Source organism: Moritella sp. JT01 (assembly GCF_001574435.1).
Lineage (GTDB): Bacteria > Pseudomonadota > Gammaproteobacteria > Enterobacterales > Moritellaceae > Moritella.
Map to the genome: position 1 here is coordinate 20,567 of NZ_LOCN01000023.1, position 25,575 is coordinate 46,141.

Sequence of the window (25,575 nt, forward strand, 5' to 3'; positions counted from 1 at the left end):
AAACATAATCGATTAAATTAAACCAAGCCCAGTCAGTGGTCGGGCTTATTTAATTTATAAAAATACGGTAGTATCAGCAAACACTTACGTTAGATGGATGCTGACATTGCCGACTACTCTTCAAACCTTATCGATTTACCTTAATCCCCGTGTACTGTTTATGGGATTATTTGGTTTCTCCTCTGGATTACCTATTCTTTTGGTCTTCTCTACATTATCATTTTGGCTACGTGAGGCCGGAGTCGATCGTGCCAGTATTGGTTTCTTTAGCTGGATAGCACTGACCTATGGCTTTAAATGGGCTTGGTCACCCTTGATTGATCAGATCCAGCTACCTTGGCTGCACAATAAATTGGGTCGACGTCGAAGTTGGCTATTGTTTACGCAAATAATGATCATTGTAATGCTAATGATCATGGCAACTCAAGATCCCCAACAAAACGTGATCTTATTCATTATCGCATCACTTGGATTAGCACTTTTTTCAGCGACCCAAGATATTATTGTCGATGCCTTTCGAATTGAGAGCGCAGATACGCGCTTACAAGGTGCCATGGCAGCCACTTACATGACAGGCTATCGTATTGCCATGATTGTGGCGGGCGCAGGTTCATTAGCCATTGCAGCGCTCTATGATAATAGTGCTATTTATAATGCCGCAGCTTGGCAGTTCGCTTATGCTTGTATGGCGCTATTTATGTTATTTGGTATTTTTGCGACCTTACTTTCTAAAGAACCCATCGCAAAACATAAAATACATCATGTCCATAATATTCGCGACTTTCTTATTACGGGGATAGTGAAACCCCTAACCGATCTATTCCAACGATACGGTAAAACCTGCTTACTATTACTGGGCATTGTCATCACCTATCGTATTAGTGACATTGTTATGGGGATCATGGCTAACCCATTTTATGTGGATATGGGTTATTCGAAGGCTGAAGTAGCCACAGTCGCAAAAGTCTTTGGGGTGATAATGACACTGGTTGGGGCCGGACTTGGTGGGTTGTTGGTCAATGGCTTAGGCTTACTTTCTACTTTATTATTAGGTGGTGTGCTTGCTGCGTTGACTAATGTGTTATTTCATTGGATGGCCGGCAGCATGGCAACCTCACAATTAATGACAATGCTTGCCTTAATACTCCCAGAGACTTGGTTGCAAACACAAGACCCTGCCCTCTTGTTATTAACCTTGGTGATCAGTGCAGACAATCTCAGTGCAGGTATTGCCACTTGTGCCTTTGTGGTGTTTTTATCACGCTTAACCAATACCCAATTTACCGCCACTCAATATGCGCTGTTCTCGTCAATCATGGTATTACTGCCTAAGTTTATTGCTGGGTTCTCTGGGGTTGTGGTCGATGCGTGGGATTATTCAGCCTTCTTCATCGGTACTGCAGTGTTAGGGATTATTCCAGTGGTCTTTATTGTAATATTAGTTTACATGCAAATGACAAAACGCTTTAAATGGATTGAATCTTAGGCATAAAAAAGCCCAGTGTGTATAACAGACTGGGCTTTACGTACTTATATGACATGTATTTATATGAGACGACTTAGAGCAAGTAAATACTCATACAAGTCATGGCATATTAGTCACGGAAGTTATCAAACTGGAACGGCTGACCTAGTTCAGCTGTTTTCACATGCTGCATAACAGCTTGTAAATCATCACGTTTTTTACCTACAACACGTACTTTATCGCCTTGAATAGATACTTGTACTTTAAGCTTGCTGTCTTTAATTGATTTAACCACTTTTTTAGCGACTGCGCCTTCAACGCCTTGTAAAAACTCAACGTCAGCACTGCACGTTTTACCCGAGAATTCAGTTTTACCTACGCTCATCGAAGAGCTGTCTATATTACGCTTCACTAAAGCACTACGTAAAATATCAGCCATCTGACGAAGTTGCATATCTTCATCTGTGCGCATTTTTACTTTTTCTTTAATCAGCTCAAAGCTTGCATCAACACCACGAAAATCAAAGCGTGTGCTTAGTTCACGATTTGCATTGTCAGTTGCGTTTTTAACTTCAACCATGTCGACTTCAGAAATAATATCAAATTGAGGCATCTTCATATCCTATCATTTATAATAATATGATTATCTAATAGATGATAGTTGTAATTCAACCATTAACTACAGAAGTAAGTCACTAGGACGCATTAAGTAACGATTAACTGACTATAATTGCTATTATGCCCCTTTTTATTGAGATAAGTATGTCATTGGACAAATATAAACTCTGGTTTCGCTTACTCTTTGTTATTGTTATATTCACAATCTGCCTACTTGCTTTTGGCAAACCTTCAACGAGTATAACGCAATTAGGTTACGACAAATTAAATCACTTAGTTGCCTTTGTGACATTAGCCTTACTCTTTGATTATAGTTTCCCAGATAGAACAATAACGTTGTTTATGACATTACTTGGATTCGGTATTTTCATTGAATTTATTCAAGGTATGATACCCGGTCGCACAACAAGCCATTGGGATATCGTCGCCGATTTAATCGGTATCACCAGTTACTTAATCATTCAACCATTACGAGCAAAAATACATGGCTAATTGGAACATTCTCGGTGCGGGTGCTATCGGGCATTTCTTTGCAGAAAAATTATTAAAATCAGGCCAACACGCCGCATTTATATTGCGCCCCAAGAGTGAGGCTCATATCCGTACATTTAACGTTGAAGATTTAAATGGCGGACATTCGAGTAACACCGTAATGGCACAACCTAACCTCACACCTAAATGTGACTTTTTACTGGTTACACTAAAAGCCCAACATGTGCTTCCTGCATTAACCTTACTTCAATCACAAATCGATAAGCATTGTTGTATCGTGCTCTTGCACAATGGCATGGGCACGGCGGAACAAGCCGAAAAGCTATTCCCTCGGAACGCAATCATAGTTGGCACAACGTCCAATGGCGTATTAAAACTGTCAGACGATCATATTCGCCATACGGGGGCTGGTGTCACTTGGTTCGGCGCATTTAATAATCAAGCTAAGCGTTATAAAGATATCGCCAGTCAGTTATTTGCACTTGAAGAATTAGCATGGTGTGAAGATATACGTGAGAAATTATGGCTTAAATTAGTGATTAACTGTGCGATAAACCCGTTAACCGCACTCCATCAATGCAAGAATGGTGTATTGGCGAGCCCCGCGTTATATCCGCATGTGGTTAAGGTGGTACAAGAATTAGCGCTTGTTTGTGAAAAAGCCCGTTTGCCTTGGTCTTATTCAGAGCTGCAAGCACAGGTCGATAATGTTATTGAACGTACGGCTGAAAATTTTTCTTCGATGCATCAAGATCATTACTTTAACCGTCAATCCGAAATTGATTACATTACCGGGTATGTTTTAAAAGTGGCGAATGCCTACAGTATCGACATTCCTACAAATAAAGCCTTATATGATCAAATCAAACAGCACGATACTGAATTAGCTTAGTTACATAATTCAACATTACATCATGATCAAAAAAGCCAGCAACTGATTGCTGGCTTTTACTCATTAGCTTGATAAGGATAAAGCCTTAACAGCGTAATGATTAAGGGTAGTTAAAAGTTAAGGACGATAAACTTTTACGTTCGCATAACCTTTTTCAATCAGGTATAACGCTTGCAATTTACTCATCACACCACGATCACAATACAGTAAGTACGTCTTCTCTTGATCTAACTCGCCAAACTGATTACCTAACTTAAAGAAAGGCATGTGCTGAACTTCTAGCCCATCAACATCAAGTGGTGAATCTTCAACTTCGTCAATACTACGAATATCTAAGATCACTTCATTTTCTGCAATTTCAGTTACCGCTTCAACATCGCTGACTTGCTCTTGTGCTTCTGTTGCGATTTGACGAATATCGATTACTTTAGCATCCATAACAACTTGATCGATCAAGCTCATGTCAAATTTAGCTTCTTCCGCTTCGATCTTCTCTTTCACTGCTTTTACGGTTGGTTTCTTCGAAATAACACCGCAATATTCAGGAATTGTTTCAGAAAATTCAGCAGTACCAATTTTACGCGCTGTATCAATAATGTCTTGCTTATCAGCAACAATTAACGGACGTAAGATCAAGGTATCCGTCACGGAATCGATTAACGATAAGTTACGAATCGTTTGGCTTGATACTTGACCAACCGCTTCACCAGTTACCAAAGCTTCAATGCCTAAACGCTCAGCAATTTTAGACGCAGCGCGCATCATCATACGCTTAAGTACCACACCCATTTGTGAGTTATCTACTTTCTCTAAGATCTCAGCAACAACAGGATCGAACGGTACGCTAACAAATTTAACTTTGTGTGATGAGCTGTACTTGTTCCACAAGAAATATGAAATTTGTTTCACACCAATCTCATGCGCATCACCGCCTAAGTTGAAGAAACAGAAATGCGTTCGGCTACCACGTTTAATCGTTAAGTAACTTGATACCGCAGAGTCAAAACCACCTGACATTAATGACAACACATCTTCTTGTCCTGCCATAGGGAAACCACCTAAACCTTCATGGCGTTCAGTCACGAGGTAAAGTTTATCATTTTCAACTTCAATTTTAATCGTTTCTTGTGGTTTTCTTAATTGTACACGCGCTGCTTCTGTATGCTGATTTAAGCCACCACCAACATAACGCTCTAAGTCAATCGACGTAAAGTCATGCTTACCGTTACGCTTTGCACGTACACAAAACGTTTTTCCAACTAAAATATCTTTATAAACGGGTAATGCTTGCTGGAAAATATCATCAAGATCGGTGAAAGTTGACTCTTGAACTTCGAGTGAATGGGCAATCCCAGGGGTATTGCTTAATACTTCACGATAAAAATCGCGGTTTTTATCACTGTCATCTGTCGTGCGGACAACAATTTTATCCCACTCAAGGATCACGCGTGCATGTTCATCTTCACGGCGTAGAATATTACGTAAACTCGATTGCAGCATTTTACTAAAACGCTTACGTACAGATTTACTTTTCATCATTACTTCTGGGAATATTTTTACAATAAATTTCATGGTTTTGCCTACATCATAGTTCAAACAAACAGGTGGCCCAGCATTTCATCGAGCCGGGTGTTTCGCTGATATATTCGATCATTTCAATCAAAATAAAAACGGGCCCACCTTAAAGTGAGCCCGTTGCAGTTACTGGGCAGCAGTATACTTAAAATGCCTAAATATGCAAGATGCTAGCGACTGCTCACAACCCTTGTTAATTGCGGTGTTGCATTACCCACTAATTCAATTTCCACTTGGCTGCCAACTTCAATTTTGGCTTTCTGTAACCAAGGTCGTGAACGCCCAGAAACCTTCGTTATCTGTCGACCAGATAACGCCAGTGGTTGTAAATGAACAATAGGCGTAATACGACCACTTTTACCCATTTGATACGTTATATCAATAACATGACTTAATCCTTTCGGCCCACTAAATTTTAATGCAAGCGCCCAACGCGGAGCATGCTGGGTTTGACCATATTCACGTTGCAGTGCATTCTCAGCTAATTTAATGACCACACCATCAAGTAATAACGTTTCCATGCTTTGGTAATGCGCAAGCCAATAATCGATGTCTTTAGCACTATCGATGACGTGACTCATCTTCGACATATCAGTAAACCCAAGCATGGCGAGTTTCGCTAACCCCATCAATTCATCGTTATAAGGTGAGTCAACCCAACGCCAAGGTATAAAACGCAGACTCATCACATCTGCTTGTGTGGGTGACAATTGACTGGCAATGCCCGCGGTCATGTGTCGAGAAGACACATACTTACTTCGTTGCTGCCAATCTTGCTGACTAACGTATAATTCGCCATGGATAACCAGTGTATGCGGATGTGCAATAATGCTATTGACTGCATTACTGCGTAACATCAGCGCTAGCAAGTCTTTACCTTGTCTACCATCCCCTCTGCTCGATGCGGCAACTAACATGCCTTTTTCATAAACTAACTCCACAGCCATACCATCAATTTTCGGTTGGATAAGTAACTGCTTGTCTTGATGACGTTGATAAAACGCATCCATTAAGGCACGGTCACGTACCGAATTTAAGCTCAGCATTCTTTGTCGATGCGGGTACAGCTTATTGTCATTTGTACCGACCTCGCTTAATACCGGTGATAAGCAGTGAGATAGGAGCGCTAACTCATCAACTAATAAATCAAACTCTCCATCATGCAGTAATGGTTCTTGGCCCGCGTAATAAATCTGGCGGTGTTTAATAATCTGTGTCTCTAAATAGCTAATGCGATGTTGATTAAGCACACTTGGACAACGAGAATAGGCCTCTGCCTCCTCTATAGGTAACTTAATTTCAAGATCAGGAATGGCATCAGCAGCGAACAACTGCTGATAGCTTGATACGAATAACGAAATGAGTAATGACGAAGTTCGAGTAAACATCCGATTTCCAAACAATAAATGGTATAACTCAGTATGATAAACAGAATGAAAGTTAACGAATTAATTTGATGCTCATGAGTAGAAGCATCGAAAGGCCGTAATTCATTGAGATAATTAGTCGTTCTAGATCACAAATTAACAATTCAAATAATACGTATTTTAACTACTGATTAACACTGTACCATTCTTTTAAAATCGAATTTCTTGAAGTTGTTTGACCATCAACTACACTAAAACTATAATCCGATTGTTCCGCCACGAGAGGTATTACCATGCAGCTTTCCGATATCAAAAGCATGTATCACAGACATGAATTAGTTGAGGCTATCGTCGAACCATCTTTGGTAGCAAACGGGTGGATTGTAGAATTTAAATCTGAAAATGGAGATATTATTCCTTTAACCGATTTTAGCGGCCATGAAAAGTGTTATCGAAATTTAGATATCGCGACAGCAACTGCGCAGCAGGTCGGGTTTCCATCTGTGAGAATCGATGAACCATTTTAACTATCTGCTCTATATTTAATTCTAAGCAAAAAAATGGTCAGTGCATCATCGCACTGACCTTTAGGTGTATATCATTATATACATGTTTATATACATTAAGGATCAAAGCTTTCACGCATAAACTCGTCTCCATCACAGCCAGCACAAGAAAGTACAATGGCAGGATGAAATAATTCTTTTTGATAACCACAACGCACACACGTGAGTAAACCAAAGCCAACTTCGTCACCAGTTCTATAACGACCTTGGTGTTGTAAATCATCTCCGACCTCAGTCCATTCGACCTGTGTTTTATCCGTAATCGCTGCCAATGCCCCCCACGTAATTTTATCCCATGCTTGATACCAGGCTGACAACTTAAAACTGCTAACACTCGTCTGATAATCTTTATTAAATTCACCAATATCATGGCGAATATAAGCAGATGCTTCTGTTAATTCTTTTTTTGTTAAATCACCCGCAGCACCTAAATAAGCTTCTGCTTTAAGTACAAATCGTTGCGTAAAATCATTACCCATAAACAGTTTCCTCCCTTTAAATCCCAGAGGATGTACAGATAAGTGGCGCACTGAATTTTGATACTGAGTATTGAGCTTAGCCATATAAACCTCCGAATTAATGTAATAACAGTTAACCTGCATTTATTAATAAAACGTCATCTATATTCATCAGTAAACATTATTTATTGTCAGCAATAACGAGCCCCTTAGAAGAAGGGATATAGTTACTGCTATAACTTAAGTATATGCCAAAATGCGCACCCAACAAGCGCACTGCATCACATAGTTACCTTGTAAAAGTCTTCAATAAGCATTATCAGTATGGAAAACTTATCGCGATCTGCAAATGAAACTTGTTGCCCTTAGTCTGCTAAGGTATTCTATGGCAAAATTTTGTTTATAAATCCTACCAAGAACAGACTGGATATTACCCATGCAAGAACAATATACTCCAAGCAGTATCGAACCTCAGGTTCAAAAACACTGGCAAGAAAATAAAACATTCGAAGTACAAAACGACGAAACTAAAGAGAAATTCTACTGCTTGTCTATGTTCCCATACCCAAGTGGTCGACTGCACATGGGCCACGTACGTAACTACACAATTGGTGACGTGATCGCACGTTTCCAACGTATGCAAGGCAAAAACGTATTACAACCTATCGGTTGGGATGCATTTGGTCTGCCTGCTGAAAATGCTGCAATCAAAAACAACACGGCACCAGCGCCTTGGACGTATGAAAACATTGATTACATGAAAGGTCAGCTAACGTCTCTAGGCTTTGGTTATGACTGGAAGCGTGAAATCGCAACATGTACTCCTGAATACTACCGTTGGGAACAAGAGTTCTTCACTAAACTTTTCAACAAAGGTTTAGTTTATAAGAAGACGTCATCAGTGAACTGGTGCCCGAACGATGAAACAGTACTGGCTAACGAACAAGTAAATGACGGTTGCTGCTGGCGTTGTGATACCCCAGTCGAACAAAAAGAAATTCCACAGTGGTTCATTAAAATCACTGCATATGCAGACGAACTACTGACGTCAATTGATGACCTTGACGGCTGGCCTGAGCAAGTTAAAACGATGCAACGTAACTGGATCGGTCGCAGTGAAGGTATTGAATTAGACTTTGTTGTTGATGGTCAAAGTGACGAACTAAGCAAGCTATCTGTATACACGACACGTCCAGACACAGTCATGGGCGTAACGTATGTGGGTATCGCAGCAGGTCATCCACTGGCAGAGCAAGCTGCACAAAACAATCCAGAATTAGCTGCATTCAACCTTGAATGTAAAAACATGAAAGTGGCTGAAGCTGATCTAGAAAAAATGGAAAAGAAAGGCATGGCTACTGGCCTATACGCTATTCATCCATTAAATGGTCGTAAAGTACCTGTATACGTAGCAAACTTCGTATTAATGGGTTACGGCACAGGCGCAGTAATGGCGGTTCCAGCTCACGACCAACGTGACTATGAATTCGCAACGAAATACAGTATCGATATCGTTCCAGTAATCAAACCTAGCGATGGTAGCGAACTAGACGTTTCTGAAGTAGCTTACACTGAAAAAGGTGTACTGTTTAACTCGGGTGAATTCGACGGTTTAGAATTCGGCGCAGCAGTTGATGCCATTGCAGCTAAATTAGAAGCAAACGGTCAAGGCACCAAGAAAGTTAACTTCCGTCTACGTGACTGGGGTGTTTCTCGTCAACGTTACTGGGGCGCGCCAATCCCAATGTTAACACTTGAAGATGGTACTGTGGTGCCAACACCAGCAGACCAACTGCCAGTGATCCTACCTGAAAATGTGAAAATGGACGGTATTCAAAGTCCTATTAAAGCAGATTTAGAATGGGCTAAAACAACATATAACGGTCAACCTGCACTACGTGAAACAGACACATTTGATACCTTCATGGAATCATCTTGGTACTATGCACGCTATTGTAGCGCAACATCAGAAACTGAAATGCTAAACCGTGAAGATGCAAATCACTGGTTACCAGTCGATCAGTATGTGGGTGGTATTGAACACGCATGTATGCACCTACTATATGCACGTTTCTTCCACAAACTGTTACGTGATGAGCAAATGGTTGATAGCAACGAACCGTTCAAACGTCTGCTTTGTCAAGGTATGGTACTTGCTGATGCATACTACTACACCAACGAAAATGGCGGTCGTGTTTGGGTTTCTCCGTTAGACGTTACCGCTGAGCGTGACGAAAAAGGTCAAGCAACGAAATACATCGACAATGAAGGTAACGAACTTGTTCATACTGGCATGACTAAAATGTCTAAGTCTAAGAACAACGGTATCGACCCACAAACAATGATCGATCGTTTTGGCGCTGATACAGTACGTCTATTCATGATGTTTGCAGCACCCGCTGACCAAACGCTAGAATGGCAAGACTCAGCAGTAGAAGGCGCACACCGTTTCCTACGTCGTGTCTGGACACTTGCTTATAACCACATCAGCAAAGGTGACGTTGCCCCTCTTGATCTTGCAGCACTTAACAGCAAACAAAAAGAACTACGTCGTGAAGTCCATAAAACAATTGCGAAGGTATCTGACGATATCGATCGTCGTCAGACGTTCAATACTGCGATTGCCTCTGTGATGGAATTAATGAACAAGCTAACTAAAGCACCTCAAGAAGCAGAGCAAGATCGTGCATTACTTCAAGAAGCCTTAGTAGCGGTAGTTCGTCTACTTGCACCTATCACTCCGCATATCTGTTTTGAACTGTGGGGTAAATTAGGTCAAGAAGGTAACATCGACGAAGCACTATGGCCTATCGCGGATAAAGCCGCTATGGTTGAGTCAGAAAAATTAATCATCGTTCAAGTAAACGGTAAGCTGCGTGCTAAATTAACTGTACCAGCAGACGCAACACAAGAATCTGTTGAAGCATTAGCAAATGCAGATGTAAACGTGACTAAATTTACCGATGGTAAAACAGTACGTAAAGTAATTTTCGTACCAGGTAAACTACTTAACATCGTTGCTAACTAAGATTATTTATTGTCACGTTCTACAGCGTTAATAGCTGATTAATTAACGCTGTATTTACTCGATTAATAGACAACTTAGACACAAAAAATAGGCCCTTCATTCTGCTTTTATTTTTATAGTAGAGTCTAGGGCTTTTTTGTTTTTAGATTACGTGTAAAATTACCTACAATTCACTTATATATTTTGTAGGCATTATGATCGCATCGGCACTGAAACCAGGTTTTATTCGACTAATTTGCATCTTCCTCTTTACTGCTATTCTTGGCGGCTGTGGCTTTCATTTAAAAAATGGCAGTGGCATTCCAAATGAATTACGTAATTTAACGTTAGTATCGAGTAAGTATTCCGATTTAACACGCCTCATCAAACAAGAGTTACGTTACAACAAAATTAACCTTGTTGTTCCGACTGTAACATCAACAACGAGCGATAAGTCTCTGACAACAGAAACCGATAACTCTTCTAATATATTGGATGAAGATTCAACCCAAACCAAAACGACGGCAATGGATCCTGCACTGTTAAATTCACAGACACCCATACTAAGAATTATGTCCGAGACCTCAGGTTCACGTACTGTGTCCCTCTATTTAAATGCAAGCGCAGCTGAATATGAACTTAGCTATGTAATCGAGATGGAAGTACGCTTACCGAATCAAGAACCACAATATTTTACTGTTGCCCTACAACGCGATCTGTTAAATGATTCACAAAAAGCACTCGCTAATTCACGTGTATCAGAACTATTACAGCAGGAACTACGTGAAGCGGCGGCACAACAGGTTGTTCGTACCTTAAGCCAAGTTATAATCGAACCACAAACCATTAATGATAACGATGATGAAACCGAGCTAAGTGAAGCAGCACTCAATACAGAATTAAATACAGAGCTAAATACAGAGCTAAATACAGAGCTAAATACAGAATTTGAAGCTAACTAATGCGCGTCTATCCAGAACAACTCGATCAGTACCTAAAAACTGAACTCAAACCCTGTTATTTAATATTCGGTGAAGAACCATTATTAAAAATGGAAGCGATTGAGCAGATTAAAGCAGCCGCTAAAAAAGTCGGCTTTGATGAGCATCATAAGTTTCATGCAGAACCTACCATGGATTGGCCTGCGGCTTTTAATACTTGCCAATCGATGTCACTGTTCTCTAGTCGTCAAACTGTCGAGCTCATCTTTGATAAACGCCCAACAAAAGAAGACATTAGCCAGCTGAATGATTTGTTTAAGCTGCTAAACCCTGATCTTATTTTAATTCTCAGTGGTCCGTATCTCACCAAAGCACAGCAAAGTGCGAAATGGTTTACGCAGTACTTTAAAAATGCACTCTACATTCCTGTTGGCCATCCCGAAGGTCGCTTTTTTGCCAACTGGATGCGCCACCGTCTTAAACGTGCCAATTTAGAAGCACCAACGGATGTGATCACCCTTCTGTGTCGTAGCTTTGAAGGTAATTTACTGGCAGCAAAACAAGAAATTGATAAGTTATCCCTGCTCTATCCTGGTCAGACATTGAACTTGGCACAATTGCAGCAATCAATTACCCAGCATTCACACTTTAGTAGTTTCCAGCTTGTTGACGCCCTGCTTGCCGGTAAAGTAAATCGTGGTCAGCGGATCCTCCAGCAATTACAAGCAGAAGGTGTCGACCCGATTGTCATTAACTGGGCGCTAAACAAAGAAATCAATCAACTTTATCATTACAGTTTGATGCAGCAGCAAGGCTTGTCTGTGATTGACGAAATGAAAAAGCAACGCTTATGGGCAGGCCGACAGCAGATTATAAATGCCTGCTTAAGCCGCTTATCATTAAGTAAAATTGAGCAAATGCTAGTATTGTGTTCAAGCGTTGATAGTGCAATCAAAACCAGTACTAGTGTTGATCCTTGGCTATCATTACAAATGTTGAGTATCAGCTTTGCAGACTCAACTTTGTTACCCAATTTTCATCATTCCGAAATTAAATAGTTTTCATCATGCAGATATTGAATAACTTTCATCATGCTGAAGATTAAAAGATTTGTGTCTTTATTAATAACTAACGGCTGTTTATGACTGACTTTACACCTACTCGCGCCATCGGTATTTTAGGCGGTACATTTGATCCGATCCATTATGGTCATCTTCGTCCTTGCTTAGACTTATTACAGCAACTTAATTTAGCTGAAGTCAGATTGATGCCAAATCACATCCCACCACACCGTGCGGCACCGGGATCCAGTGCAGACCACCGACTAGCGATGGCAATATTAGCGGTAGAAGACTGTGATGAGTTAAGCGTTGATACGCGCGAGTTAAATCGTACAACGCCTTCTTATACCATTGATACGTTAATCGAGATCGCGGCTGAAAATCCAACAACACCCGTGTGTTTTTTAATTGGTCTTGATTCACTTAATAGTTTACATACCTGGTATCGTTGGCAAGAATTGCTCGATTATTGTCATCTAGTCGTCAGTTATCGTCCTAACTACGCATTACAATTAGCGCCAGAAGTACAAAAATTATTTGAACAAGTGCAAACAACGGATGCCGAAGTCCTAAAGCAGCAAAAACAGGGCCGTATTTTACTCTGGCCAAGCACGCAATTAGAAATATCGGCGACACGGATTCGTCAGTTGATTAAACAGCAGAAAAGCCCCCAATATCTACTGCCTGATAATGTGCTGTCTTATATATATAAAAATAACTTGTATAAGTAAACTACAAGAGATACTGACTCATAAACAAGCTAGGTATATATTTAGGCATTATTCACTGTTATAATTCGCGGTTAACTCGATAAAGTTCCTCTGGAGGACCCTTGCAAACTTCTGAACTGCAAGCATTTGTACTAGATAAAATTGAAGACATGAAAGCCCGCGACATTCAAGTTATTGATGTTAAAGGTAAATCACCAGTAACAGATTTGATGATCGTATGTACTGGCACATCAAAAACTCACGTTAAGTCGATTTCTAATCACCTTTACCTTGAAGCTAAACGTAACGAAGTATTCGTTATGGGTATTGAAGGTACAGAAGATAGTGAATGGGTTTTAGTTGATATGGGTGACGTAGTAGTCCACATCATGCAACAACAAACACGTGATCTTTACCAACTAGAACAACTTTGGCAGTCTGTAGGGGCATAGTCAAATGAAAATTCAGCTAGTTGCAGTTGGCACTAAAATGCCAGCATGGGTAGAAACCGGGTATAAAGAATATGCACGTCGCTTCCCTAAAGATATGCCTTTTGAATTACTTGAGATCAATGCGGGTAAGCGTGGAAAAAACGCTGACATCAAACGGATCTTAGAACTAGAAGGTGTAAAAACGATGCAAGCGATCCCGAAAGGTAATCGCATCGTGACTCTGGAAGTTACCGGCAAACCTTGGACTACAGCACAACTAGCCGTTGAACTAGATAAGTGGAAGCATGATGGTCGAGACGTTAGCCTATTAATTGGCGGCCCAGAAGGACTTGCACCAGAATGTATCGCGGCATCAGAACAACGCTGGTCGTTGTCACCGCTAACCTTACCACATCCGATGGTACGTGTAGTGGTAGCCGAAGCGTTATATCGCGCTTGGAGTGTTACAACAAACCATCCTTATCATAGAGAGTAATATTGGTGGCAAGGAAGCGTATAACCTTACGAGACCATTCTGCGGAAACAGCATTATTTAGCCGTCGCATCATGGTCTCATTTATTTTTGTTCTCTGCGTGCTTGGCTTGTTATTAAGTAATCTTTATTACTTACAAGTCGATTCATATCAAGCTTACAAAACCCGCTCTAACGAAAATCGGGTCAAGTTAGTGCCTATCGCACCCAATCGTGGGCTTATCTATGATCGCAATGGTATACTTTTAGCGGAAAATAAACCCGTTTTCAGCTTAGATATGGTACCGGAAAAGATTACCGATATTGACGCCACAATCATCAAGTTAACAAGCTTATTAAGCCTAACTGAAGATAACATTGACGATTTTCATACTCGCTTAAAACGCCAACGTCGCTTTAAGCAGGTATCAATATTAACCAATTTATCTGAATCTCAAGTTGCCCTATTTTCAGTTCAGCAGCACAAATATCCCGGGATTTCCGTCAATGCACGATTAAAACGTTATTATCCATTTGGTGACGCACTCACGCATGCGCTCGGTTATGTCGCTCGTATTAACAGCAATGACCTTAACCGATTAGAAAAAAATGGCCTACGTGCAACCTACGCGGCAACCCATGATATCGGTAAGCAAGGTATCGAACGTTATTACGAAAAAACGTTACACGGTAAACCTGGCTTTAAAGAAGTTGAAGTCAATAATCGCGGTAAGATCATCCGCACACTCAAAATTACACATCCTGTACCAGGCAACGATTTATACCTGAATATCGATATACGCTTACAGATAAAAGCACAAAAGGAATTAGCGGGTCGCCGTGGTGCGATAGTTTTACTCGCGCCCAAAACAGGTGAAGTATTAGCAATGGTCTCTAGCCCGAGTTATGATCCTAACTTATTTGTACACGGAATTAGCAGTAAAGATTATAATCGCCTATTACAGTCAAAAGATCACCCCTTGATCAACCGAGCAACACAAGGGCGCTATCCGCCCGCATCAACAGTAAAACCACAGTTAGCTATCTTGGCCTTAGAAGACGGTGCAATCACCCCAAATACCCTTATCAATGATCCTGGTTGGTTCCAAATCCCAAATACTAAACGGCGCTTCCGAGACTGGAATCGTTGGGGGCGTGGTAAGATTAATGTTTACACAGCCATCGCTCGATCGTCAGATACCTTCTTTTATAATCTCGCTTATAACGTCGGCATTGATAAAATCAACAATTTTATGACCGAGTTTGGCTTTGGTGAATATACCGGTATTGATGTTAAAGAAGAAACCAATGCTATCTTACCTTCACGAGAATGGAAACGCGCACGTTACAATCAACCTTGGTATCAAGGTGACACGATTTCCGTCGGTATTGGTCAGGGTTACTGGTCTGCGACACCAATCCAACTTGCGAAAGCGACAGGTATTGTTGCAAGCCGAGGCCTACGCCCTGTGCCACAGCTTGTTCGGGATATAAAATATACCAATGGTGATCAATTTAAACCGGTCGTTGAATTACCACCGCTGAAACTCAGAGACCCCGCGAACTGGCAAGTAGCCAAAGACGGTATGCGCGGTGTTGTAACCAGAAAAGGTACTGCACATCGTGCGTTTGCTAACACAACCTACACAGCGGCAGGTAAATCAGGGACTGCACAGCTATACCAGCTCGGTGAAGAAAAATACGATGCCAGTAAGATCCGCGAACGATTACGTGATAATGCCATGTTTGTGGCTTATGCACCGTTTGAAGAACCAGAGATTTCAGCGACTATCATTCTAGAAAATGCCGGTGGTGGTAGCTCACAAGCGGCCCCATCAGCACGTCGTTTATTTGATGTCTACTTTGAAAATAAAAGGAAAATGAATGCCAGATCGTCGTCATAATCAGAGTATTTGGTATAAATTACATATCGATTTCCCCTTATTATTTGGCCTGTTAAGCCTGATGGGTGTCAGCCTTGTGGTACTTTATAGCGCAGGTGGCGCGGACATCGCGCTGATGGAAAGACAAGTCGTTCGCATGTTTCTTGCGTTAGGGGTAATGCTTGCGCTAGCACAAATTCCACCTTCCACTTATCGACGCTGGGCATTTCCCATCTTTGTCATTGGTACCACTTTATTAATCGCAGTATTACTGTTTGGCCATGTAGGCAAAGGTGCACAGCGCTGGATTGATCTTGGCTTTACCAAGTTCCAACCATCTGAAATAATGAAAGTAGTCATGCCATTGGCCGTTGCTCGTTACATGAGCAATCAACCAATCCCCCCCAGTTTTAGATCTATCATAACTGCGTTAATCATGGTCTTGGTCCCGACATTATTGATCGCAAAACAGCCCGATCTTGGCACCTCGTTACTGGTCGCGATTTCAGGTATATTCGTTATTTTCTTAGCGGGGATGTCATGGCGATTAGTGGTGATGGCTTTTGGACTGGTTTCAGGCTTTGCGCCTATTCTGTGGTTCTTCTTAATGCGTCCTTATCAAAAACAACGGGTATTAACCTTCCTCAATCCAGAAACCGACCCATTGGGCTCTGGTTACCATATTATTCAATCTAAAATTGCCATTGGTTCAGGTGGATTTTGGGGTAAAGGTTGGTTATCTGGTACCCAGTCACAACTGGATTTTTTGCCTGAGCGTCACACCGATTTTATTTTTGCGGTATTTAGTGAAGAATTTGGTTTATTTGGTGTGATCTTACTACTGTCACTTTATTTATTTGTGATCTGCCGCGGTTTAGTAATCGCAATACAGGGCCAACGCGTATTTGAACGCCTTATTGCAGGCAGTATAACCATGACATTCTTCATTTATGTGTTCGTAAATATCGGTATGGTAAGCGGATTATTACCTGTAGTAGGCGTGCCACTGCCTTTAATTAGCTATGGCGGCACTTCGATGGTGACATTGATGGCAGGTTTTGGCATTCTAATGTCTGTAAGAACACACCGTCGCTTAAATTGAGGAATCCAGATGCTAGGTAAAAAAGTATTATTTCTGCTAGGGTTAGCAGCGTTTCAAGCTAATAGTGCTGAGTTAAACAGTGAGCACAATACTTGGGTTGAAGAGTTAAGTACTCAATATGACATATCAAAACAAGTACTTACAGACGCCATAGGGCAAGCTAAGTTCGATGAAAACGTATTAACCAAGATCCAGACACCCTGGGAAAAAAAGCCTTGGTATAAATACGCGCCAATTTTTATTACCGAAAGTCGCATTAACAAAGGTGTCGAGTACTGGAAACAATACGAAGATACCTTTGCTAAAGCCGAAGCTGAATATGGTGTCCCTGCACAAGTTATCGTCGCCATTATGGGTGTTGAAACCTTTTATGGTAAATACAAAGGTAATATTTCGGTACTAGATTCACTTTATACCCTCGGTTTTAACTATCCATCCCGTGGTAAATTTTTCCGTCAAGAGTTTGCACAATACATTAAATTAAGTGAACAACAAGGCTGGAATCTGACAGAAACGCAAGGCTCATATGCGGGTGCGATGGGCTTAGGTCAATTTATCTCATCAAGCTATAGCCATTATGGTGTTGATTTCTCTGGTGACGGTAAAGTTGATATGATCAACGATCCTATCGATGCAATCGGCAGTATCGCTAACTACTTTAGTCAGCATAAGTGGAAAACCGGTGAGTCAGTCGCTTACCCTGTTAAAGCCGACAGTGAAAAAATCGCAGCATTACTGAGTAAATCATTGAAGATCAAGCATACATGGGCAGACTTAAAAGCCGCAGGTGTGGTACTAAAAGAGTCTGATGAACGGGTGCCAGCAATAACAATTGAAGACTCAAGCCCTGCGAAATTACTCAAACTTCAACAGCTTGATAGTGATGAATATTGGGTTTACCTTGATAACTTCTACAGTATTACGCGTTACAACCACAGTCCTTTGTACGCAATGGCTGTATTCCAATTAAGTGAAAAGATTAAACAAGCTAAACATGCGCAATAAACAACGTTTAACCCTACTTTGTATCTGCGGCCTTTTGGCCGCATGTTCTTCTTCTCGTTATCAGTACAGTGATGATCACGCACCAGAGAACATCCCCCAACTTGAGGATATTGCCGACGCAGTACCAACTCCCCAAACTTACAGTCGATATGCAAATCGCGACTATCAAGTGCGTGGTATTGATTATCAAGTATGGCGAGATATCAAAACCCTAACCCAAGAAGGTAAAGCGTCTTGGTATGGTAATAAATTTCATGGCCACAAAACCTCAAACGGTGAAATCTATGACATGTTCTCAATGTCTGCGGCGCACAAAAATTTACCCCTGCCGAGTTTTGTTAAAGTAACGAACCTAGGTAATGACAAAACCGTGATAGTGCGGGTTAATGATCGAGGGCCTTTTCATCCAGAACGTATCATTGACCTGTCCTATGCTGCGGCTTATAAACTCGACATGTTACAATCTGGTACGGCCAATGTACGCGTTGAATTAATTATTCCGACTGCCGATAACAGCACCTTATTTACCCCAAAGCCACAATGGTTTATTCAAGTGTTAGCGTCAAGTAATGAAGCTAAAGCGCAACAGGTTGCCAACGGTTTAGGGAAAAAATACAATACCGATAATCGCTTAGTCATCAGTGGTAAGTTCCATCGAGTACAACTTGGGCCTATCTCAGAGACAGGGCAAGCACAAGATTTATTAGCGAAAGTTCAACAAGAATATACAAATGCTTATATTTTGAAGGAACTTTCCAGCAAAGTAGTATCTAATAAATAAACTTTAAATAGTAAGACAACCATTCAGCTAGTTTGATAGACTAGCTGCTATTATCGAATAAATTTGATTAAAAACCGTTTAATCAAGTTTATTTATTTAAGTTATCAATGACTTAAATCCAATTTTAATTAAAGCGAAGTGAAACGTGGCCAATCAATTTAAAAGACTTATCCTAACGAGCCTCGCAGTGGCGAGTTTTTCATTAAGTGCAGCACCAAGTGTTATTCCCGATACACCCGTAGTAGCCGCTAAAGCATTCATACTAGTTGATTTTGATTCCGGCAAAGTAATCGCAGAAAAAAATGCAGATGATTCACTAAAACCTGCCAGCTTAACTAAAATGATGACCAGTTACGTTATTGGCCAAGAAATAAAAGCAGGTAACATCAATCTAGATGATGAAGTGACCATCAGTAAAAATGCATGGGCGAGAAACTTCCCAGACTCATCGAAAATGTTTATCGAAGTAGGTAAAACAGTCACGGTCAAAAAATTAAACCAAGGTATTATCGTACAATCAGGTAATGATGCCTGTGTCGCAATGGCAGAACATATCGCCGGTACAGAAAGCGCGTTTGCTCAGTTGATGAACTCGTGGAGTAAGCAGCTGGGGATGGATGATACACATTTTGCTAATAGCCACGGCTTAGATAGCAAAAAACAATACACCACAGCGCGTGATATGGCGACATTAGGACACGCACTTATCCGTGATGTCCCTGAAGAATATCGTATTTACTCGCAAAAGAAATTTACCTATAACGGTATTACCCAATACAACCGCAATGGTCTTTTGTGGGATAAAAGCATGAACGTTGACGGCATTAAAACCGGTCACACCTCAGGAGCAGGTTTTAACTTAGTGTCTTCAGCGACCAAAGACAACATGCGTCTAATTGCAGTCGTGCTGGGGACTAAAAGTGGTGATGCACGTAAAGCTGAAAGTAAAAAACTACTTAACTTTGGCTTCCGTTTCTATGAAACAGTAACACTTCACGAAGCGAACAGTAGCATAGTGTCAGAACGTGTGTGGATGGGTGAGCAAGAACAAGTTGAACTGGGTCTAGCAAACAAATTAACACTCACAGTACCCCGCGGCCAAGCAAAAAATCTAACGGCGGCTTTTGAAATCCAAAAAGAACTAAGTGCACCGATCGCTAAAGGCGATATTGTTGGTAAAATATTTTATAATCTGAACGATGAAGAGATTGCACAAGCCGATTTAATTGCGCTAGAAGACGTAGAATTAGGTAGCTGGTTTAGCCGATTAATTGATTATTTCAAATTATTATTTGCCGGTTGGTTTGGTTAATCCTTTCCCTGACACCGTTACCCGATTATAATGACGAATACAAAGGAGGCAATTGCCTCCTTTGCCATTATTTCTAAGGTACGAGAAAAACTAATGTCTTTAAATACTAAATTCGACGAACTGCTTGATTTTCCTTGTCAACTTAACTTTAAAGTTATCGGTACTACGGATCCTAAACTCGAAGATAGCATTGTTGCTGTGGCACAAAAACATGTCCCAGGTGACTATGCTCCTAGCTCTAAAAAGAGCAGTAAAGGCACTTACAACTCTGTAACCATCAAAGTTAAAGTCCAAGACAAAGATCAAATAGAAGGCTTATACGTGGATTTCGGTGCGATCCCAGGTGTGATCCGCGTTTTATAATAAATAATATCCATATCAAAAATCTAATTAGTGTTGCTAATTAGATTTTTTTCGTTGGTGTTAATCATATAGAAGAGCATATTTTGTCAGAACATAGCATTATAATTCGTCAACTTAATCGCCAATCTTACACAACTGTATTTGACGCGATGAAGTCGTTTACTGATAACAGAGACGACAACACAGAAGATGAACTTTGGTTTGTTGAGCACGACCCCGTGTTTACACAAGGTCAAGCTGGTAAAGCTGAACATATACTCGCCACTGGCGACATTCCTGTCGTCCAAGCCGATCGTGGTGGTCAAGTGACTTATCACGGCCCTGGTCAACAAGTGGTGTACTTCTTACTCGATATAAAACGTCGTAAACTTGGCGTTCGAGATCTTGTCAGCCATATTGAAAATGGTATTGTTGCCGCACTGGCTGAAGCAGGGATTGAAGCCTACCCTCGCGCAGATGCACCCGGTGTTTATGTTGCTGACAAAAAAGTTGCTTCATTAGGTTTAAGGATCAGAAAAGGCCGTTCATTCCATGGATTAGCACTTAATGTAAACATGGACTTATCCCCTTTTTTGCGTATTAACCCTTGTGGTTATGCGGGTATGAAAATGACCCAAACAAGTGATCTCGGTGGTGCTACCAGCCTAGGTGAAATACAACCTAAGCTAGTCGAACACCTATGTTCCCTGCTAGAATACACCCAATTAACTTTCAAAGATGGATTAACAGAGCATGAGTAAAACCGTTCGATTAGAGCCAGGCGTTAAACTTCGCGACGCAGATAAAATGGCTAAAATTCCAGTCAAAATTATTGCTACTGAGAATGATGAAATCCTGCGTAAGCCATCGTGGCTGAAGATCCGCCTACCAAAAAGCTCTGCTCGTATCCAAGAAATTAAAGCTGTGATGCGTGAAAACAACCTGCATTCAGTTTGTGAAGAAGCATCTTGTCCAAACCTTACTGAGTGCTTTAACCACGGTACTGCGACCTTTATGATCATGGGTGCAATCTGCACTCGTCGCTGCCCATTCTGCGATGTTGCTCATGGTAAACCATTACCACTCGTTGCCGAAGAACCGCTTAAATTAGCGCAAACGATTGCCAAAATGAAGCTAAAATACGTGGTTATTACCTCTGTAGATCGTGATGATTTACGTGATGGTGGCGCACAGCATTTTGTCGATTGTATCCGTGAAATCCGCTTACTGAATCCTGAAATAAAGATCGAAATTTTGGTTCCTGATTTCAAAGGCCGTATGGATAAAGCATTAGAAATCTTTAAAGATACCCCACCAGATGTATTTAACCACAACCTAGAAACAGCACCACAACATTATAAAATGGCGCGTCCAGGTTCTGATTATCAGTGGTCTTTACGTTTATTAAAACGCTTTAAAGAAATGCACCCGAACGTTCCAACTAAGTCAGGTCTTATGATGGGCTTGGGTGAAACCAACGAAGAGATTGAAGAAGTAATTAAAGATCTTGCTGAGAATGGCGTAACGATGCTGACACTAGGTCAATATTTACAACCTAGCCGTCATCACTTGCCAGTGAAACGCTACGTTCACCCAGACGACTTTGATGCACTTGGTGTACTTGCAAAAGAAGTTGGCTTTGAGCATGCAGCTTGTGGCCCATTTGTACGTTCTTCATACCATGCAGACTTACAAGCACAAGGCAAAGAGGTTACTTAACTTTTAAGCTCTGCTTTATCAAAGCTAACACGATAATATATTTTCGCTGTTAGTTTTGATTTAGCCCTATCCATAGCAAGTCATTAAGCATCACGTCACAATTTAACTATCCAGCTATCTGAGCACTATTTAGCAGGTTTTTTTTCATCGGTTTCAAAATAAGAACCTGGTGCTGTAAGTAACCGTTTCGTCGCATCAACAGGCATTTCTAAAATACCCTTAATTACCCCTTTTGCCGCCCCTTTCGAGGCGTTTTCACCAATCTTATCACTAGCTTCAACCAAGGCTTCAACACGTGTGAGCGTTGGTGGTATATCCACGCGAACTTTTTCAATCTGAGTTAAAATTGGTGGAATTAATCCATTAATATCATCCACCCGTTTGTTCACCGCGTCCACGCGCCTCAAAATGGCAGGGATCCGTTTATCTATCGCATTAACTTGCTGTAATACCGCGGGTAATTCAGCTCGTACAGCCGCCACTTCAGCTAGAATAGGAGGGACAGCTAAACGTATTGCTTCAAGCTCTTGCAACATTGGTGGAATACTCACGCGAACAGATTCTACCTCCGTTAAAATAGCGGGTACACTGTCACGCACAGCAGCAACTTCGGTTAATATATTCGGAATGATTTGCGCATTTATCAATTCAACTTGTGCCACTATCGCCGGAATTTGCACAGAGATATCATCAATTTTCTGCAATATATTAGGCATAGCCTTACGTACTTCACTCACCTCTTTGGTCAAGTTCAGTACCGCATACGAAAAATAACTTAAGCTCACGGCAATCAAAGCTGCAACTAAGACCGCTGATATATTCAACCGTGAAGCCGCTTTATCTACCGCTTTTTGAGCCATAAGCTCCTCCGTATTTCATTACCCGTAATATAAAAAAAGGCAGTCACACATAACGGACTGCCTTAGCACTTAATCAAATTAACAAAACACTGAAATGTTTATGGACGAATTAAGCCATCACCAATCGCAATCCATTTGTACGTTGTTAGTTCTTCTAAGCCCATAGGCCCACGAGCATGTAATTTTTGTGTTGATACTGCAACTTCGGCACCTAAACCAAACTGACTACCATCCGTAAATCGCGTACTTGCATTGACGTAAACAGCAGCAGAGTTAACGGCATTCAAAAAACGCGTCGCATTGGTTAAATTATCCGTTAAGATCGCGTCTGAATGCTCTGTCGAATGCTCACGGATATGTACAATCGCTTCTTCAACATCATCAACAACTTTAACGCCCAAAATAAGCGCTAGCCATTCTTGATCAAAACAATCTGCTGTTGCTACATGCACGTTTTTCGCATTAACGTTTGATAATGCAATATGTGCTTTTGGCTCTGCACGCAATTCCACTGCATTGCGCTCTAAACGCTCAGCTAATAATGGCAAGAAGCTACTGGCTATGTCTTTGTGCACTAATACCGTATCTAATGCATTACAAGCAGAAGGACGTTGTACCTTGGCATTTTCAATGATCGCAAGCGCATCTTCAACATTCGCTGACGCATCAACAAATGCATGACAAATACCCATGCCACCCGTAATAACAGGGATCGTACTTTGTTCTTGGCATAAACGGTGTAAACCTGGACCTCCACGTGGGATGATCATGTCGACATATTTATCCATTTTCAATAAAGCGGTCACCAAATCACGATTCGGATCGGCAATCACTTGAATTGAATCTTTTGGTAATTGCGCTTTTTCTAACGCGGTTTGGATCACATTCACTAAAATCAAATTCGAATGAACGGTTTCTTTACCACCGCGTAAGATCGCAGCATTACCTGTTTTCAAGCTTAGTGCCGCAATATCAATGGTCACATTCGGACGCGCTTCATAAATAACACCTATCACGCCTAATGGAATGCGACGTTTTGATAAACGTAGACCGTTTTCAAGTACTTTACCTTCAGACTCTGCGCCAACTGGGTCAGGTAAGGCAATGACACCACGCACGTCAGCAATGATCGCAGCCAGTCTTGCTTCTGTTAATAATAGACGATCAAGTAACGCATCGGTTAAGCCATTTTGCTTAGCTGCATCAATGTCTTTACTATTGGCAATTAAAATTTCGGCTTGATTATTTTCTAATTCACACGCGATGCATTCTAATGCGTTATTCTTTTGTGCCGTGGTTAACGTTGCTAATTCATAACTCGCAAGTTTGGCTTTCTTTCCTAATTCTTGTAACACTGTATCTTCCTTAAAGTAAAACTAAATCATCGCGATGTATGGCAACAGCACCGTAACCGTAACCTAATATGCTTTCAATATCACACGAATGACAACCCGCAATCGCAGTTAACTCATCGCTGGTATAGCGGCAGATCCCACGGCCGAGTAATTTGCCTTGTAATGTTTGCAGCTGAACAACATCGCCACGTTTAAATGTTGCTGACACTTCGGTAATGCCTTTCGGTAATAAGCTACTGCCTTTTTGTGTCACCGCACTTACCGCACCATCATCAATGATAATAACTCCCGATGGCGGAGGTCCGGCAAGAATCCATTGCTTACGACTTTCTAATGGGCTTGTATGCGAAGGAAATAAAGTGCCCACCCGTTTGCCTTCAGCAACACGCAACACCACATCTTCAGCAATACCAGCAGCAATAACAACATCAATACCTGATCTGCAAGCAATTTCAGCAGCTTGTAACTTAGTGGCCATACCACCAGTGCCTAAACCGCCGACAGTACCGCCTGCTAACTGACGTAATTCATCGTCGATAACATCAACAACTTCAATCAGCTTAGCATCGGGGTTATTACGGGGATCCGCCGTAAACAAGCCTTCTTGATCGGTTAACAGCATTAGCGTATCCGCATTCGCTAAAATAGCTGCAAGTGCCGATAAATTATCATTATCACCCACTTTAATTTCCGCTGTAGCGACCGCATCATTTTCATTAATAATCGGCACAATACGATTATCTAATAATGCCCGCATAGTATCGCGTGCATTTAAAAATCGTTCACGATCATCCAGATCTGCACGTGTTAGCAGCATCTGGCCGACATTTAAACCGTAGATATTAAACAGGCTTTGCCAAATAAAAATAAGCTGACTTTGACCTACAGCGGCCAACATCTGCTTATTTGCCATGGTGGGGGCCAATTCAGGAGCACCTAAATGTTCACGTCCGGCAGCAATTGCTCCTGACGTTACAACAATAATATCATGCCCTTGTTTGTACAATTTCGCACATTGACGAACCAGCTCAACCATGTGTGCACGATCTATTTTCGCCGTGCCACTGGTTAATACACTGGTTCCTAATTTCACCACGATGGTTTTCTTAGCCATTTAACTCATTCTCGTTACTAACTTAACAAGTATTTTGACCTGAGAAC

The 25,575-nt window shown here is 41.2% G+C and carries 25 protein-coding genes; 18 read left to right on the plus strand and 7 right to left on the minus strand.

Annotated elements, in window-relative coordinates; translation table 11 throughout:
• Positions 1–97 precede the first annotated feature (97 nt).
• The gene (locus AKG98_RS16745; protein ID WP_228140340.1) at positions 98–1,486 is read left to right on the plus strand and encodes an MFS transporter; all 1,389 of its coding nucleotides are present in this window, start codon (positions 98–100) and stop codon (positions 1,484–1,486) included.
• 109 nt (positions 1,487–1,595) lie between these two features.
• Here the strand turns inward: AKG98_RS16745 and AKG98_RS16750 are convergent, their stop codons facing one another.
• Positions 1,596–2,078, minus strand: coding sequence for a YajQ family cyclic di-GMP-binding protein (locus tag AKG98_RS16750; RefSeq protein WP_067048442.1), 483 nt, complete (start codon positions 2,076–2,078; stop codon positions 1,596–1,598).
• 149 nt (positions 2,079–2,227) lie between these two features.
• Here AKG98_RS16750 and AKG98_RS16755 point away from each other — a divergent pair, with 149 nt between their 5' ends.
• Together AKG98_RS16755 and AKG98_RS16760 are read left to right on the plus strand one after the other, a co-directional pair.
• Positions 2,228–2,575, plus strand: a complete 348-nt coding sequence (locus AKG98_RS16755) for a VanZ family protein (protein ID WP_067048445.1) — start codon at positions 2,228–2,230, stop codon at positions 2,573–2,575.
• Positions 2,568–3,467 (plus strand): ketopantoate reductase family protein, encoded by a 900-nt coding sequence (locus tag AKG98_RS16760; RefSeq protein WP_067048448.1) that lies wholly within the window; start codon positions 2,568–2,570, stop codon positions 3,465–3,467. Before AKG98_RS16755 ends, AKG98_RS16760 begins: the two co-directional genes overlap by 8 nt.
• 117 nt (positions 3,468–3,584) lie before the next feature.
• Here the strand turns inward: AKG98_RS16760 and thiI are convergent, their stop codons facing one another.
• Both thiI and AKG98_RS16770 read right to left on the minus strand, forming a co-directional pair.
• A complete protein-coding gene (gene thiI, locus AKG98_RS16765; protein WP_067048451.1) occupies positions 3,585–5,039 on the minus strand; it encodes a tRNA uracil 4-sulfurtransferase ThiI in 1,455 nt (484 codons plus the stop codon).
• 173 nt (positions 5,040–5,212) lie between these two features.
• Complete coding sequence (locus AKG98_RS16770; protein WP_067048454.1) at positions 5,213–6,430, minus strand: DNA ligase; 1,218 nt, start codon at positions 6,428–6,430, stop codon at positions 5,213–5,215.
• Positions 6,431–6,702: 272 nt separating this feature from the next.
• On the opposite strand from AKG98_RS16770, the gene AKG98_RS16775 reads away from it, so the two are divergent.
• Positions 6,703–6,936, plus strand: coding sequence for a thymidylate kinase (locus tag AKG98_RS16775; RefSeq protein ID WP_067048457.1), 234 nt, complete (start codon positions 6,703–6,705; stop codon positions 6,934–6,936).
• Between the two features lie 95 nt (positions 6,937–7,031).
• Here the strand turns inward: AKG98_RS16775 and AKG98_RS16780 are convergent, their stop codons facing one another.
• A complete protein-coding gene (locus tag AKG98_RS16780) occupies positions 7,032–7,538 on the minus strand; it encodes a hypothetical protein (protein ID WP_228140341.1) in 507 nt (168 codons plus the stop codon).
• Positions 7,539–7,869: 331 nt separating this feature from the next.
• On the opposite strand from AKG98_RS16780, the gene leuS reads away from it, so the two are divergent.
• The 14 genes from leuS (at position 7,870) to lipA (ending at position 22,199) form a co-directional block, all read left to right on the plus strand.
• A complete protein-coding gene (gene leuS / locus AKG98_RS16785; RefSeq protein ID WP_067048463.1) occupies positions 7,870–10,461 on the plus strand; it encodes a leucine--tRNA ligase in 2,592 nt (863 codons plus the stop codon).
• Between the two features lie 194 nt (positions 10,462–10,655).
• Entirely contained in the window at positions 10,656–11,402 is a 747-nt protein-coding gene (gene lptE / locus AKG98_RS16790; protein ID WP_067048466.1) for an LPS assembly lipoprotein LptE, read from the plus strand.
• Positions 11,402–12,439 carry a DNA polymerase III subunit delta gene (gene holA / locus AKG98_RS16795; protein ID WP_067048469.1) on the plus strand — a complete coding sequence of 346 codons (1,038 nt, stop codon included), beginning with the start codon at positions 11,402–11,404 and terminating at the stop codon, positions 12,437–12,439. Before lptE ends, holA begins: the two co-directional genes overlap by 1 nt.
• A gap of 83 nt (positions 12,440–12,522) precedes the next feature.
• Positions 12,523–13,173, plus strand: coding sequence for a nicotinate-nucleotide adenylyltransferase (gene nadD, locus AKG98_RS16800; RefSeq protein WP_067048472.1), 651 nt, complete (start codon positions 12,523–12,525; stop codon positions 13,171–13,173).
• Positions 13,174–13,274: 101 nt separating this feature from the next.
• A complete protein-coding gene (rsfS, locus tag AKG98_RS16805) occupies positions 13,275–13,604 on the plus strand; it encodes a ribosome silencing factor (protein ID WP_067048474.1) in 330 nt (109 codons plus the stop codon).
• 4 nt (positions 13,605–13,608) lie between these two features.
• Complete coding sequence (rlmH, locus tag AKG98_RS16810; RefSeq protein ID WP_006034552.1) at positions 13,609–14,079, plus strand: 23S rRNA (pseudouridine(1915)-N(3))-methyltransferase RlmH; 471 nt, start codon at positions 13,609–13,611, stop codon at positions 14,077–14,079.
• Between the two features lie 5 nt (positions 14,080–14,084).
• The gene (gene mrdA, locus AKG98_RS16815; protein ID WP_067048631.1) at positions 14,085–15,959 is read left to right on the plus strand and encodes a penicillin-binding protein 2; all 1,875 of its coding nucleotides are present in this window, start codon (positions 14,085–14,087) and stop codon (positions 15,957–15,959) included.
• On the plus strand, positions 15,940–17,040 hold the full coding sequence (gene rodA, locus AKG98_RS16820; protein WP_067048477.1) for a rod shape-determining protein RodA: 1,101 nt from the start codon (positions 15,940–15,942) through the stop codon (positions 17,038–17,040). The genes mrdA and rodA overlap by 20 nt, the downstream gene beginning before the upstream one ends.
• A 9-nt stretch (positions 17,041–17,049) precedes the next feature.
• Entirely contained in the window at positions 17,050–18,045 is a 996-nt protein-coding gene (gene mltB, locus AKG98_RS16825) for a lytic murein transglycosylase B (protein ID WP_067048480.1), read from the plus strand.
• Positions 18,035–18,826, plus strand: coding sequence for a septal ring lytic transglycosylase RlpA family protein (locus AKG98_RS16830; RefSeq protein ID WP_067048484.1), 792 nt, complete (start codon positions 18,035–18,037; stop codon positions 18,824–18,826). The genes mltB and AKG98_RS16830 overlap by 11 nt, the downstream gene beginning before the upstream one ends.
• A gap of 145 nt (positions 18,827–18,971) precedes the next feature.
• On the plus strand, positions 18,972–20,138 hold the full coding sequence (locus AKG98_RS16835; protein ID WP_067048486.1) for a D-alanyl-D-alanine carboxypeptidase family protein: 1,167 nt from the start codon (positions 18,972–18,974) through the stop codon (positions 20,136–20,138).
• Between the two features lie 93 nt (positions 20,139–20,231).
• Positions 20,232–20,501: a DUF493 family protein YbeD gene (gene ybeD / locus AKG98_RS16840; RefSeq protein WP_067048489.1), complete on the plus strand. Its 270-nt coding sequence runs from the start codon at positions 20,232–20,234 to the stop codon at positions 20,499–20,501.
• Between the two features lie 83 nt (positions 20,502–20,584).
• Positions 20,585–21,241: a lipoyl(octanoyl) transferase LipB gene (gene lipB / locus AKG98_RS16845; RefSeq protein WP_067048492.1), complete on the plus strand. Its 657-nt coding sequence runs from the start codon at positions 20,585–20,587 to the stop codon at positions 21,239–21,241.
• Positions 21,234–22,199, plus strand: coding sequence for a lipoyl synthase (gene lipA / locus AKG98_RS16850; protein ID WP_067048494.1), 966 nt, complete (start codon positions 21,234–21,236; stop codon positions 22,197–22,199). The genes lipB and lipA overlap by 8 nt, the downstream gene beginning before the upstream one ends.
• A gap of 125 nt (positions 22,200–22,324) precedes the next feature.
• Here lipA and AKG98_RS16855 read toward each other — a convergent pair whose 3' ends face one another.
• The 3 genes from AKG98_RS16855 to proB all read right to left on the minus strand — a co-directional run bounded on the left by AKG98_RS16855 (position 22,325) and on the right by proB (position 25,528).
• Positions 22,325–23,059 (minus strand): hypothetical protein, encoded by a 735-nt coding sequence (locus tag AKG98_RS16855; RefSeq protein ID WP_067048497.1) that lies wholly within the window; start codon positions 23,057–23,059, stop codon positions 22,325–22,327.
• Between the two features lie 98 nt (positions 23,060–23,157).
• Positions 23,158–24,414, minus strand: a complete 1,257-nt coding sequence (locus tag AKG98_RS16860) for a glutamate-5-semialdehyde dehydrogenase (RefSeq protein ID WP_067048501.1) — start codon at positions 24,412–24,414, stop codon at positions 23,158–23,160.
• A 10-nt stretch (positions 24,415–24,424) separates the two neighbouring features.
• Positions 24,425–25,528 (minus strand): glutamate 5-kinase, encoded by a 1,104-nt coding sequence (proB, locus tag AKG98_RS16865; RefSeq protein WP_067048504.1) that lies wholly within the window; start codon positions 25,526–25,528, stop codon positions 24,425–24,427.
• Between the last annotated feature and the right edge of the window lie 47 nt (positions 25,529–25,575).